We start from the raw sequence: 13,324 nt of genomic DNA on the forward strand, positions 1-13,324 counted from the left end.
CCTTGGCAGGATGAGCAGGTGACCGCCCTCGACCAGTTCAGCGAGGCGACCCGCACCTGGTTCGGGGCCGCCTTCGCCGAGCCCACCCCGGCGCAGGAGGGCGCGTGGCGGGCCATCTCCGCCGGGCGCCACGCGCTGGTGGTCGCCCCCACCGGGTCGGGCAAGACCCTCTCCGCCTTCCTGTGGTCGGTCGACCGGCTGGCCAGCGAGCCCGTGCCGGAGCGGTCGAAGCGGTGCCGCGTCCTCTACGTCTCCCCGCTCAAGGCGCTCGCGGTCGACGTCGAGCGCAACCTGCGCGCACCCCTGGTCGGCATCCGGCAGACGGCCGAGCGGCTGCGCTCGGAGGGCCGCGCCGCCGAGGTCCCGGAGATCCGGGTGGGGGTGCGCTCCGGCGACACCCCGGCGCAGGAACGCCGCCGGCTCGCCACGACGCCGCCCGACATCCTCATCACCACCCCCGAGTCGCTCTTCTTGATGCTCACCTCGCAGGCGCGGGAGTCGCTGCGCGGCGTCGAGACCGTGATCGTCGACGAGGTCCACGCCGTCGCCGGCACCAAGCGCGGCGCCCACCTCGCGCTGTCGCTGGAGCGGCTCGACGAGCTGCTCGAGCGGCCGGCGCAGCGCATCGGGCTCAGCGCCACGGTGCGGCCGGTCGACGAGGTCGCCCGCTTCCTGGGCGGCGCCGCCCCGGTCGAGGTGGTGGCTCCGCCGTCGGAGAAGCGCTGGGACCTGCAGGTCGTGGTGCCGGTGGAGGACATCACCCAGCTCGGCGAGGAGGGCGACGACGGCCCGCGCGCGGGCTCGCTGTGGCCCCACGTGGAGTCACGGGTGCTCGACCTCGTCGAGCAGCACACCTCGACCATCGTCTTCTGCAACTCCCGGCGGCTGGCCGAGCGCCTGACCGCCCGGCTCAACGAGCTGTCGTGGGAGCGGGCCGGCCTCACCTTCGAGCAGGGCGGCTCGCGCACCCCCTCCGAGGTGATGGCCCAGTCCGGCAGCACGGACGCCGCGCCGGAGGGCGCCGAGCTGGTCGCCCGCGCCCACCACGGGTCGGTCTCCAAGGAGCAGCGCGCGGTCATCGAGGACGACCTCAAGCGCGGCCGGCTGCCCTGCGTGGTCGCCACCAGCAGCCTCGAGCTCGGCATCGACATGGGCGCCGTCGACCTCGTGGTGCAGGTGGAGTCGCCGCCGTCGGTCGCCAGCGCCCTGCAGCGGGTGGGGCGCGCGGGCCACCAGGTCGGCGAGGTCTCGCGCGGCGTGATGTTCCCCAAGCACCGGGGCGACCTCGTGCCCGCCGCGGTGGCCGTCGAGCGGATGCGCACCGGCGGCATCGAGGCGCTGCACGTGCCGGCCAACCCCCTCGACGTGCTGGCCCAGCAGCTGGTGGCGGCCGCGTCGGTCGACGCCTGGCAGGTCGACGCGCTGCTCGAGCTGTGCCGCCGCTCGGCGCCCTTCGCGTCGCTGCCCCGCAGCGCCTTCGAGGCCACCCTCGACCTGCTCACCGGCCGCTACCCCAGCGACGAGTTCGCCGAGCTGCGACCACGCCTGGTCTGGGACCGCGTCTCCGGCGAGCTGACCGCCCGGCCCGGTGCCCAGCGGCTGGCGGTCACCAGCGGCGGCACCATCCCCGACCGGGGCCTCTTCGGCGTCTTCCTCGTCGGCGAGAAGGCCAGCCGCGTCGGCGAGCTCGACGAGGAGATGGTCTACGAGTCGCGGGTGGGCGACGTCTTCACCCTCGGCACCACCAGCTGGCGCATCGAGGACATCACCCACGACCGGGTGCTCGTCGTGCCCGCCCCCGGCCAGCCGGGGCGGCTGCCCTTCTGGACCGGCGACACCCTGGGCCGGCCGGCCGAGCTCGGCGAGGCCATCGGCGGCTTCACCCGCGAGCTCGCCGCGATGCCCCGCGAGCAGGCGCTCACCCGCTGCCGCGACTCCGGGCTCGACGAGTGGGCCGCCGACAACCTGGTGGCGCTGCTCACCGAGCAGCAGGAGGTCGCCGGCACCGTGCCCCACGACCGCCAGCTGGTCGTCGAGCGCTTCCGCGACGAGCTGGGCGACTGGCGCCTGGTGGTGCACTCGCCGTACGGCACGCCGGTGCACGCCCCCTGGGCGCTGGCGGTCAACGCCCGGCTGCGCGAGCGCTACGGCACCGACGCGCAGGCGATGGCCACCGACGACGGCATCGTGCTGCGCATCCCGGAGACCGACCAGGAGCCGCCGGGCGCCGAGATCGTCGCCTTCGAGCCCGACGAGATCGAGGCGCTGGTGACCCACGAGGTGGGTGGCTCGGCGCTCTTCGCCTCGCGCTTCCGCGAGTGCGCCGCCCGGGCGCTGCTGCTGCCCCGCCGCGACCCCGGCCGCCGGGCGCCGCTGTGGCAGCAGCGGCAGCGGGCGGCGCAGCTGCTCGAGGTGGCGGTGCGTTACCCCTCCTTCCCGATCGTGCTGGAGACCGTGCGCGAGGTGCTCCAGGACGTCTACGACGTGCCGGCCCTCGTGGCCCTGCAGAAGCGCATCGCCGACCGGCGCGTCCGCGTCGTCGACGTGCAGACGCAACGTCCCTCGCCGATGGCGCAGTCCCTGCTCTTCGGCTACGTCGCCGCCTTCATGTACGAGGGCGACTCGCCGCTGGCGGAGCGGCGTGCCGCGGCGCTGGCGCTCGACCAGGGGCTGCTGGCCGAGCTGCTGGGTCGCGCCGAGCTGCGCGAGCTGCTCGACCCCGAGGTGCTCACGGAGACCGAGGCCGAGCTGCAGCGCCTCGCCGAGCACCGCCGCGCCAAGGACCGGGAGGCCGTCGCCGACCTGCTGCGCCTGCTCGGCCCGCTGACCCTCGCCGAGGTCGAGGCGCGCTGCCAGCCCGGCGCCCAGGTCGCGGAGTGGCTCGACGAGCTGGCCTCCGCCCGTCGCGTCTTCCCCGTGCTGATGACCGGTGAGCAGCGCTTCGCGGTGGTCGAGGACGTCTCGCGGCTGCGCGACGGGCTCGGCGTCCCGGTCCCCCCGGGCGTGCCCGACACCTTCGCCGAGCCGGTCGACGATCCCCTCGGCGACCTGGTCGGGCGGCACGCCCGGACCCACGGTCCCTTCACCGCCGCCGAGGTGGCCACCCGGCTCGGTCTGGGCGTCGCGGTGGTCCAGCAGACCCTCGCCCGCCTCGCCGGGCAGGGACGCGTCGTCGAGGGCGAGTTCCGTCCCCACGGCGCGGGCCAGGAGTGGTGCGACGCGGAGGTGCTGCGGCTGCTGCGGCGGCGGTCGCTGGCGAGGCTGCGCGAGGAGGTCGAGCCGGTCGAGCCGGAGGCGCTGGCCCGCTTCCTCCCCAGCTGGCAGCACGTCGCCTCCTCGGGCTCCGGCCGCGGCCGGGGGCTGCGCGGGCTCGACGGCGTGGTCACCGTGGTCGAGCAGCTGGCCGGCTGCCCGGTGCCGGCCAGCGCCCTGGAGAGCCTGGTCCTGCCGGCGCGCGTCTCCGACTACCAGCCGGCGCTGCTCGACGAGCTGACCTCCACCGGTGAGCTGCTGTGGGCCGGACACGGCTCGCTGCCCGGAGCCGACGGCTGGGTCTCGCTCCACCTCGCCGACACCGCACCGCTGACGCTGCCCGACGCGCAGGAGCTCGAGCTCTCCCCCGACCACGACGCCGTGCTCGCCGCGCTCGGGGGCGGCGGCGCCTTCTTCTTCCGCCAGCTCGCCGAGGCCGTCGGCCAGTCCGACGACAAGCGGCTGGCCACGGTCGTGTGGGAGCTCGCCTGGTCGGGCCGCGTCGGCAACGACACGCTCGCCCCGCTGCGGGGGCTGACCCGCGGCCGGCGCGGCGCCCACCCGACGCGTCGTACGCCGCCACGGGTGCGGGGCGGCCGGGCCCGACCCCGGCTCTCCGGCGCGGCGCTGCGCGCGGTGCCGCCCGACATGGCGGGCCGGTGGTTCCTGCTGCCGGAGCCCGAGCAGGACCCCACCGCCCGGGCCCACGCGACGGCGGAGGCGCTGCTCGAGCGCCACGGCATCGTCACCCGCGGCGCGGTGATGAGCGAGCGCTCCCCCGGCGGCTTCGCGGCGGCGTACAAGGTGCTCTCGGCCTTCGAGGACTCCGGGCGCTGCCGGCGCGGCTACTTCGTGGAGGGTCTCGGCGCCGCCCAGTTCGGCGGCTCCGGCGCCGTCGACCGGCTGCGCACCCACAGCCGCACCAGCCGCGACCGCGACGCCGGCTTCGACCCCGACGGCGACCCGCAGGCCGTCGCGCTCGCCGCGACCGACCCCGCCAACCCCTACGGCGCCGCCCTCCCGTGGCCGCCGCAGGAGTCGGGCCACCGGCCGGGGCGCAAGGCCGGTGCCCTCGTGGTCCTCGTCGACGGCGCGCTCACGCTCTACGTCGAGCGCGGCGGGCGCACCCTGCTCACCTTCGCCGAGCAGCACCTGGAGCCGGCCGTCGCCGCGCTCGGCGCCGCCGTGCGCGACGGCGCCCTGGGCCGGCTGGTGGTCGAGAAGGCCGACGGCGAGAGCATCCTCGGCACTCAGTCGGAGACGCTGCGCGCGGCCATGGAGTCAGCAGGCTTCGTCGTGACGCCGCGCGGGCTGCGGGTCCGTGCGTAGCCGCGGGGACGCGCCGGGCGGCGGGTCCCGACCGCGGTCCCGGTAGGTTCCTGGTCGTGACGACGACCCGCCCCGACCCGGCGACCGACACCCCCGACGCCGGCGCCACGACGGCGTCGCGGCCCCCGCGCTTCCTCCTCGGCACGATCGTCTTCGTCGTCGGCGTGGCGAGCCTGGGCGCCGAGATCGCGGCGGCCCGCCTGCTGGCCCCCTGGTTCGGCGACAGCACCATCGTGTGGGCCAACACCATCGCCATCACGCTGGTGGCGCTCTCCGGTGGCTACGCGCTCGGTGGCCGGCTCGCCAGCCGCAACCCCACGCTGCCCAAGATGGCCATCTGGGTGCTGGTGGCCTCGGTGCTCTTCGCCGCCGTGCCCTTCATGGCCGCGCCCTTCCTGCGCCAGTCGGTGCGGGCCTTCTCCGAGCTCTCCGGCGGCCTCTTCCTCGGCTCGCTGGTCGGGGTGGGCGCGATGATCGCGATCCCGGTGCTGATGATCGGCATCGTCTCGCCGTACGCCGTGCGCCTGCAGGTCACCTCGGTCGGCGAGACCGGTCGCGTCTCGGGCCGGCTCTCCGCGCTCGGCACCATCGGCTCGCTCGTGGGCACCTTCCTCGCGACCCTGGTGCTGATCCCCCTCGTGGGCAGCCACCGCACCTTCCTCACCTTCGCGGTCCTCCTCGCCCTCGTCGTGGTGCCGGCCTTCACCGGCGTGATGCGGCTCGTCGCGATCGCGGTGACCGTCGCGATCGCGGTGCTGATCGTGCTGCCCCCGGGCTCGACCAAGACCGTCACCGACGCCGGCCGGGTGATCCACGAGGAGGAGACCGAGTACCAGTACGCCCGGGTGATCGAGTCCGACACCGGCACCCGCGTGCTGGAGCTCAACGAGGGCCAGGCCATCCACTCCATCTACCGCCCCGACGACTACCTCTTCGGCGGCTACTGGGACTCCATGCTCGTCGCCGGCTTCGGCGCGAGCACGCCGCCGCAGCAGGTCGTCAACCTCGGCAGCGCCGGTGGCACCGTCGCCCGCGGGCTGACGCACTACTTCCCGGAGATCGAGGTCGACGCCGTCGAGCTCGACGACGAGGTCACCGAGCTGGGGCGGGAGTACTTCGACCTGACCAGCGAGCAGATCACGACCCACGCCGCCGACGCCCGCCCGTGGCTGCAGCAGACCGACAAGACCTTCGACAACATCATGCTCGACGCCTACCGGCAGCCCTACATCCCGTGGTACCTCACGACCGAGAACTTCTTCGAGGTCACCAAGGCCCGGCTCAACCCCGGCGGCACCGTGACCGTCAACGTCGGCCACCCGCCGGGCAACGACGACCTCGAGAAGGTCCTGACCGCGACCATGCGCGAGGTCTACGGCGACGCCAACGTGTGGCGCGACCCGGTCGACGACACCAACACCGTCCTGCTCGCCACCCTCGACGACGTCGACCCGCGCGCCAACCTCCGCTCGGCCGACGTGCCCCCCGACATCCGCCAGATCGCCGACGCCGCCGCCGACCGGCTCGAGCCGGGGCTCGACGGCGGGCGCGTCTACACCGACGACCACGCCCCCGTCGAGTGGCTCATCGACGCCTCCTTCGCCCAGCTGGCCGAGTAGTCGCCCCGCCGGCGCGCGGCGCGTCTCAGTCCACGGCGACCCGGTGCACCGGCTGGGGCGGTGCCGCACCATGGGCCACGTGGAGCCCGAGGACATCCCCCTCCCCCGGGAGCTGTGGTGGTCGGCCGTGGTGCTGGCCGCGCTGCAGCGCGCGACGGCGTACGCCGACGCGACGCCCGGGTGCCGCTTCGAGCGCGACACGATGCTGGTCGCCCTCGACCTGGCCGACGGCTCCTGGCTGCGGGTGCAGCGGTGCCCGGGCGAGCGCTACGTGCTGTGGGGCCGCTCCGCGATGGCGCCCGAGGCTCCCCTCGACGCGCGGCGCGAGGCCCCCGACTGGGCGCTGAGCCGGGCCACCGACCCCGGGCGCCCGACCTTCGTGGCCTGGTGGGCCCACGGCGAGTGGGACGCCCGCTCGCCGCAGGACGAGGGCGTGCCGCTGCTGCTGCGACCCCTGCTGACCGTCGACCCCCACCTGGTCGGGCTCGCCGCGACCGGCGCGCTGGCGGCGGAGGACCTGGCCGGCGCCGTGCCCGTCGTGGGGACGCCGTCCGACCTCGCCGCCGCGACCTCGCTGCTCGTGGACGCCGCCGGACCGGCACCCCGGCTGACCCGCGGCACCCGGGTCTCGCGGCTCCGCGACCAGGTGCACCAGCAGATGCGCGAGGCGACGGAGGCGGACCGGATGCTGCTGCAGCAGCCGCCCGAGCTGGTCCGGTGGGCGCAGGTGCACGGGCCGCGCCGCGGCTTCGAGCACGCCGTGATGGTGCGGCGGCACGAGCTCGTCGAGGCGCCGGCCAACACCGCGCTGCCGCGGGCCGCGCGGCGTACCCTCGCCCACGTGCTGCGCGACCTGCACCGGCAGGAGTCCGCGCCGGACCACGGCGCCTGGCTCTTCGCGCGGGTGCGCTCCGACGGCGTGGTGACCCGCTTCGACCGGGCCTTCGACCACTGGCCCTCCTGGTGGCGGGTCGCGCATCCCGCCCAGGGGCCGACGCTCGACGAGCTGGCCTGGGAGATGGGGCAGCGCGCCCCGGCCTGGCGTCCCTCGTGGAGCTCGCTGCTGCCGCTGCCCGCCTCCACCTGACCGGGGGCGCGGCCCTCAGAGCAGCCGGCGGTCGGAGGCCCAGCGGGTGAGCTCGTGGCGCGAGGAGAGCTGCAGCTTGCGCAGCACCGAGCCCATGTGGGTCTCCACGGTCTTGACCGAGATGAAGAGCTCGCTGCCGACCTCGCGGTAGGAGTAGCCGCGGGCGATCAGCCGCATCACCTCGCGCTCGCGCTCGGTGAGCCGGTCGAGGTCCTCGTCGACCGCGGCCACCTCGACGGTGCCGGCGAAGGCGTCGAGCACGAAGCCCGCCAGCCGCGGCGAGAAGACGGCGTCGCCCGAGGCGACGCGCTCGATGGCGTCGACCAGCTCGGGCCCCGTGATGGTCTTGGTGACGTAGCCGCGGGCGCCGGCGCGGATCGTGCCGATGACGTCCTCCGCGGCGTCGGAGACCGAGAGCGCGAGGAACTGCGTGCCCTCCGCCCGCGACGCCGTACGCCGCATCACCTCGGCGCCGCCGCCCCCGGGCAGGTGCACGTCGAGCAGCACCACCTCGGGCCGGTGGGCCAGCACCGCGGCCACCGCCTGGTCGACGTCGGCCGCCTCGGCCACCACGTCGACGGCGGCGCCCAGCTCGGCGCGCACGCCGGTGCGGAACATGGCGTGGTCGTCGACGATCACGACGGTCCTGCTCACGAGTCCTCCTCGGGGTGGGTCAGGGGCAGCCGCAGCCGCACCTCGGTGCCCTCGCCGGGCGCGCTGCGGACGACGGCCGTGCCGCCGTGACGCTCCATGCGTCCGACGATGCTGCCGCGCACGCCCTGGCGGTCGTGCGCGACGGTGGTGGGGTCGAACCCCCGGCCACGGTCGCGCACGAAGACCTCGAGCGCGTGGGGACCCGCCTCGGCGTAGACGTCGACGGTCGGGGCACCCGAGTGGCGGGCGGCGTTGAGCACGGCCTCGCGGGTGGCCAGCACCAACGGGCGCGCGGTCTCGGCGAGCGTCGCGTCTCCGACGCACACCACCTCGACCGGCACGCCGGAGGCGTCCTCCACCTCGCTGGCCACGTCGCGCAGCTCCTGCGCCAGCGTCGAGGGACCGTGGTCGTCGGGCTCGAAGAGCCAGCGCCGCAGGTCGCGCTCCTGCATCCGGGCGAGCCGGGCGACGGTGGCGGGGTCGTGGGAGGAGCGCTGGATCAGCGCCAGCGTCTGCAGCACGGAGTCGTGCAGGTGGGCGGCCACGTCGGCGCGCTCCTCCGAGCGCACCCGGGCCTCCCGCTCCTCGCTCAGGTCGGCGGAGAGTCGCACCAGCCAGGGCGCCATCACCAGCCCCAGGCCCAGCACCGCGAGCGCCGCCGCCATGCCGACGTCGAGCGCCACCGAGATCCCCCCGCGGAGCGCGAAGAGGGTCACCGCGAGCACCAGCAGGGCAAGGCCGACCACGATCCGCAGGTACGCCGCCGCGCCGCCGGCGCCGACCACCGCGCGCAGCGGGTGCACCCGGCGCTCCCCGTCGGCCCACCGCTCGCGCTGCGCCTGGTCGGCCTGCCACCACAGCAGCGCGATGCCGCCACCGGCGAGCACGAGCGGACCGACGGCCAGCCCGGAGCCGGTGGCGATCGTCAGCGCGAGCAGCACGCCCACCGTGATCGCCCCGACCGCCACGAGCGGGCCGTAGTCGGTGAGCCGCCGCTCCCGCGAGCTCTGCCGACGCCTCCCCTGCCGCGTCGCCGCGTCGAGCCCGGGAGCCGTCGGCCCCTCGTCGCGGCGAGCGGGCAGCACCAGCCACAGCGCGGCGTACAGCACCAGGCCGAGACCGCCGACGGCCGCCGTCACCAGGAAGCCGAGCCGCACCCACAGCGTCGGCAGGCGCAGGTGCCGGGCCAGACCTGCGGCCACGCCGCCGATCACCCGGTCGTCGAGGGCGCGTCGCGCCCGGCGGGGCACGTACGGGGTGCCCTCGCCGGTGGCGGAGGTGGGCGCGGCGGTCGTCATCGTGCCCCATCGTGGCACCGGCCCACCTCAGGGCACATCGGGCGCCGTCCCTGAGTCGCCCCGGCCCGGATTCAGGGTCGTCCCCGATGGTCCGGGGGGTCTCCCCGGCGACACGATGGAGCCATGGACGAGCAGACCCCTCCCCCCGGCGCCGCCACCGGCGCGGGCACCGCGACCGCCCCACCCGACGACTCCGGTCCCCGGGTGAGCGGCGAGCAGGTGCGCGACTTCTCCCGGCTGCGCCGCAGCCGCGACGACCGCTACGTCGGCGGCGTCGCCGGCGGGCTGGGTCGCCACCTCGACGTCGACCCGACGGTGGTGCGCGTCGTGCTGGTGGTGCTGTCGTTCTTCGGCGGCGCCGGGCTGCTGCTCTACCTGGCCATCTGGCTCCTCGTCCCCGAGGACGGCTCCGACCGCGCCACGATCGACCTGGGCGGCGAGGTCGCCAAGGTCCTGGTGATCGGGGCCGGCGTCGTCGCCGCGCTGATCGTGCTCGGCATCCCCTGGGGCGGCTCGGGCTGGCCGTGGGTGCCGTGGCCGCTGCTCGTCGTCGTGGCGCTGGTGGTGTGGGTGGCGACCCGGCGCCGCGAGGAGCGCGCCGTACCCCCGCCGCCCCCCGCTCCGGCAGCCCCCGCGGCCGCTTCCGCCGCCGCGGCGCCCGCCACCGCCGGCTGGGAGCAGTCCCCGGCCGGACCCCCGACGGCACCGCCCACCGCACCCTCCGCCTGGGTCCCGCCGCCCCCGCCGCGCCAGCGGCGTACCGGCCTGGTGCTCTTCTGGCCCACACTGGCCGCGGTCGTGCTCGCGCTGGGCGTGCTGGGCCTGGTCGACGTCAGCTACGACGTGCCCGTCTCGGCGTACGCCGCCCTGACGCTCGCCGTGATCGGGCTCGGCCTCCTCGTCGGTGCCTTCGCCGGGCGTCCGGGCGGGCTGATCGCCCTCGGGCTGGTGGCGGCCGTGGGTCTCGCCGCCACCAGTGCGGCCGACAGCGTCGACGCCTTCGGGCCCTACCGGCAGCAGGTGGTGGCGCCCGCCACGACCGCACCGATCGACGCCCGCGACGGCACCTACCTTGTCGACAGCGGCGACTTCACCCTCGACCTGACGCGGCTCGACGACCTCGACGAGCTCGACGGCCGCACCCTGACCGTGCAGATGGACGTCGGGGAGCTGTCGGTGGTGCTGCCCGAGGGCCTCAACGCCGACGTCACCACCACGCTGCGCTACGCCGGCGAGGCCTCCGTCGACGGCGACCAGGTCAGCAGCGGGATGGGCCGCCAGCGCGGCACCTCCTCCGTGCTCGGCGACTCCGACTCCCCCACCGTCGGGCTCGACCTCATCCTCGGCACCGGCCAGATCGACGTGACGACGCGATGACCACCTACCCAGGAGCACCCATGAACGACCGCAGCGTGAAGGTCCCCCACCTCGTCTTCGCCGTCCTCTTCCTCGGCACCGCCCTGGTGTGGCTGCTCGTGGCCACCGGCGTGCTCAGCGCGCTGGCCGTGCCGTACCTCGTGCCCGGCGTCCTCGTCGCCGCCGGCCTGCTGGGCCTCGTGGCCGTCGTGGCCGGGGCGCGACGCCGTGACCACGACCGTCACCTCGGGCATGGCACCGTGGAGGACCAGCCAGCCGACGACGAGCCCGCCCTCCGCGACCGGCTGGACGAGCTGGACGACCTCGAGCCCACCGCTCCCCTGACCCGCCCCCTCACCACCGACCCGAAGGACGACCGATGAGCGACCCGCAGCAGATCCCCGGCGGCCCCTCCTACAAGCGCCTGGTGCGCACCGACGGCCCGGTCAGCGGCGTCTGCGGCGGCCTGGCGGCGTACGTCGGCCTCGACCCGACGCTGGTCCGCGTGGTCGTGGCCGTCGCGCTGATCTTCACCTTCCCCCTCGGCCTGCTGGCCTACGCCGTCCTCTGGGCCGTGATGCCGCGCTCCTGACCCCCTCGCCGAGAGGTCACTCCCTGACCACCGAGAGGTCACTGCCTGGCACCCGGAGTGTCAGGGAGTGACCTCTCGCGCGTCAGGGAGTGACCTCTCGCGCGTCAGGGAGTGACCTCTCAGCGGTCGCGGGCCAGGGAGCGGGTGATGACCTCGTTGGCGGCGCGCTGGAAGCCGGCGACGACGGCGCCGAGGGTGAGCTGCCGCAGCCGGGAGAGGGTCTGCTCGAAGGCCGCCTTGTCGGCCTCGGTGTGCTCCTGGTGGCGGAAGGGCTTGAGCACCCGCTCGCGCAGGATCACCGTGAGCTCGTCGGCCAGGCCCTCCATGTGGCGGTTGATCGCCTCGGAGGCCTCCTCCATCGAGTCGACGGGGATGTCGAGCGCGGCCAGGTCGAGAGCGACGTCGAAGGCCGGCAGCGGCCACAGCTTCTCGCCCTCGCGGCGCACGGCGGAGATCCGCACCAGCCGGTCGAGCTCGGTGTCGTCGAGCACGCGCCCGGCGCGCTTGGAGAGCTGCCGGCGGGTCATCGGCTCGCGCGTGTCGCCGCCCCAGGAGGTCAGCATCGCGCGCTGCAGCGCCAGGTCCTCCACGTCGGCGTCCTCGGGGATCCGGCGCAGGTAGCTCTCGATGGCCGAGAGGGTGAAGCCGTGCTCCTGCAGCGCGCGGATCAGGTCGAGCCGGGCCCGGTGCGCGGGGGTGTAGTAGGCCAGCCGGCCGCGGCGCTGCGGCGGGGGCAGCAGTCCGAGGCCGGCGTAGTAGCGCGTCGTGCGCACCGTCAGCCCGGCCGCGGCCGCGAGCTCGTCGACGGTGTAGAGCTGCTCGGCAGGAGCCTGGCTCACGACGTCCTCCGGGGGTCTGGGCAGGGGCACTGTCACAGTCATGCTGGCACAGTCGGCGCGTCGGGTCGGGCAGCCTTGCTCGATGACAGATCTGCTGTCACAGTCGGGATGTCAGCCTCCGACCACGAAGGGACGCCGCATGTCCACGCTCTACGAGGCCGAGCACGAGGACTTCCGCAAGAGCGCCCGCGCTTTCTTCGAGCGCGAGGTGACGCCCCACCACGCCGACTGGGAGCGCGAGGGCATCGTGCCCCGGGAGCTGTGGCGCAAGGCCGGCGAGGCGGGCCTGCTCTGCTTCGACGTGCCCGAGGCGTACGGCGGCCCGGGCGTCGACGACTTCCGCTACCAGGTGGTCCTCTCGGAGGAGCAGACCCGGGCCGGCGCCAGCGGCCCCGGCTTCTCGGTGCACACCGACATCATCGTGCCGTACCTGACCTCGCTCGGCACCGAGGAGCAGAAGCAGCGCTGGCTCCCCGGCTGCGTCACCGGCGAGACCATCACCGCCATCGCGATGACCGAGCCCGGGGCCGGCAGCGACCTGCAGGGCGTGCGCACCAGCGCGGTCGACGAGGGCGACCACTACCTGCTCAACGGCGCCAAGACCTTCATCAGCAACGGCATCAACGCGGACCTGGTGATCGTGGTCGCGCGCACCGACCCCGACGCTGGCCACCAGGGCATCAGCCTGCTCGTCGTCGAGCGCGGCATGGAGGGCTTCGAGCGTGGCCGCAACCTCGACAAGATCGGGCTGCACGCCCAGGACACCGCCGAGCTCTCCTTCAGCGACGTCCGCGTGCCCAAGGACAACCTGCTGGGCGAGGCCGGCCAGGGCTTCGTCTACCTGATGCAGAACCTGCCGCAGGAGCGGCTCATCATCGCCGCCCAGGCCCTGGCCGCGAGCGAGGCGGCGTACGAGATGTGCCTGGAGTACGCCCGCACCCGCGAGGCCTTCGGCAAGCCGATCGGAAAGTTCCAGCACAACCGCTTCCTCGTCGCCGAGATGGCCACCAAGGTCGCGGTCACGCGGGCCTTCGTCGAGCAGTGCCTGCGCAAGCACCTGGCCGGCGAGCTCAGCGCGGTCGACGCGGCGATGGCCAAGTGGTGGTGCACCGAGCTGCAGAACGAGCTGGTCAACCAGGGCGTGCAGCTGCACGGCGGCTACGGCTACATGATGGAGTTCCCCATCGCCAAGGCCTACCTCGACAGCCGGATCTCCACGATCTACGGCGGCACCACCGAGATCCAGAAGGAGATCATCGGGCGCTCGCTCGGGCTGTGAGGGTCCGAGGGACAGGACG

General features: G+C 74.9%; 10 protein-coding genes. 7 read left to right on the plus strand and 3 right to left on the minus strand.

Translation table 11 applies throughout. The annotated features are described in order from the left end of the window. The first annotated feature begins 18 nt into the window (after window positions 1-18). From IG63_RS0114910 to IG63_RS0114920, 3 genes are all read left to right on the plus strand, one after another. Window positions 19-4,581 (plus strand): ATP-dependent helicase, encoded by a 4,563-nt coding sequence (locus tag IG63_RS0114910; RefSeq protein WP_030485152.1) that lies wholly within the window; start codon window positions 19-21, stop codon window positions 4,579-4,581. 56 nt (window positions 4,582-4,637) lie between these two features. Next, on the plus strand, window positions 4,638-6,200 hold the full coding sequence (locus IG63_RS0114915) for a spermidine synthase (RefSeq protein ID WP_245604448.1): 1,563 nt from the start codon (window positions 4,638-4,640) through the stop codon (window positions 6,198-6,200). A 79-nt stretch (window positions 6,201-6,279) separates the two neighbouring features. After that, the gene (locus IG63_RS0114920; protein ID WP_157210191.1) at window positions 6,280-7,287 is read left to right on the plus strand and encodes a hypothetical protein; all 1,008 of its coding nucleotides are present in this window, start codon (window positions 6,280-6,282) and stop codon (window positions 7,285-7,287) included. Window positions 7,288-7,302: 15 nt separating this feature from the next. Here IG63_RS0114920 and IG63_RS0114925 read toward each other — a convergent pair whose 3' ends face one another. Further along, on the minus strand, window positions 7,303-7,941 hold the full coding sequence (locus tag IG63_RS0114925) for a response regulator (RefSeq protein WP_030485155.1): 639 nt from the start codon (window positions 7,939-7,941) through the stop codon (window positions 7,303-7,305). After that, window positions 7,938-9,239 carry an ATP-binding protein gene (locus IG63_RS0114930; protein WP_030485156.1) on the minus strand — a complete coding sequence of 434 codons (1,302 nt, stop codon included), beginning with the start codon at window positions 9,237-9,239 and terminating at the stop codon, window positions 7,938-7,940. The genes IG63_RS0114925 and IG63_RS0114930 overlap by 4 nt, the downstream gene beginning before the upstream one ends. Window positions 9,240-9,362: 123 nt before the next feature. Between IG63_RS0114930 and IG63_RS0114935 the strand changes: the two genes are divergently transcribed. The 3 genes from IG63_RS0114935 to IG63_RS0114945 are packed head-to-tail and all read left to right on the plus strand — an operon-like array spanning window position 9,363 to window position 11,187. Continuing rightward, window positions 9,363-10,616: a PspC domain-containing protein gene (locus tag IG63_RS0114935; RefSeq protein WP_030485157.1), complete on the plus strand. Its 1,254-nt coding sequence runs from the start codon at window positions 9,363-9,365 to the stop codon at window positions 10,614-10,616. A 20-nt stretch (window positions 10,617-10,636) separates the two neighbouring features. Beyond that, on the plus strand, window positions 10,637-10,978 hold the full coding sequence (locus tag IG63_RS0114940) for a hypothetical protein (RefSeq protein ID WP_030485158.1): 342 nt from the start codon (window positions 10,637-10,639) through the stop codon (window positions 10,976-10,978). Next, on the plus strand, window positions 10,975-11,187 hold the full coding sequence (locus tag IG63_RS0114945) for a PspC domain-containing protein (RefSeq protein ID WP_030485159.1): 213 nt from the start codon (window positions 10,975-10,977) through the stop codon (window positions 11,185-11,187). Before IG63_RS0114940 ends, IG63_RS0114945 begins: the two co-directional genes overlap by 4 nt. A 119-nt stretch (window positions 11,188-11,306) precedes the next feature. Here the strand turns inward: IG63_RS0114945 and IG63_RS0114950 are convergent, their stop codons facing one another. Next, a complete protein-coding gene (locus IG63_RS0114950; RefSeq protein WP_030485160.1) occupies window positions 11,307-12,026 on the minus strand; it encodes a MerR family transcriptional regulator in 720 nt (239 codons plus the stop codon). A gap of 139 nt (window positions 12,027-12,165) precedes the next feature. Here IG63_RS0114950 and IG63_RS0114955 point away from each other — a divergent pair, with 139 nt between their 5' ends. Beyond that, on the plus strand, window positions 12,166-13,305 hold the full coding sequence (locus IG63_RS0114955; protein WP_030485161.1) for an acyl-CoA dehydrogenase family protein: 1,140 nt from the start codon (window positions 12,166-12,168) through the stop codon (window positions 13,303-13,305). Window positions 13,306-13,324 lie beyond the last annotated feature (19 nt).

Source organism: Nocardioides aequoreus (assembly GCF_000720335.1).
Lineage (GTDB): Bacteria > Actinomycetota > Actinomycetes > Propionibacteriales > Nocardioidaceae > Marmoricola > Marmoricola aequoreus.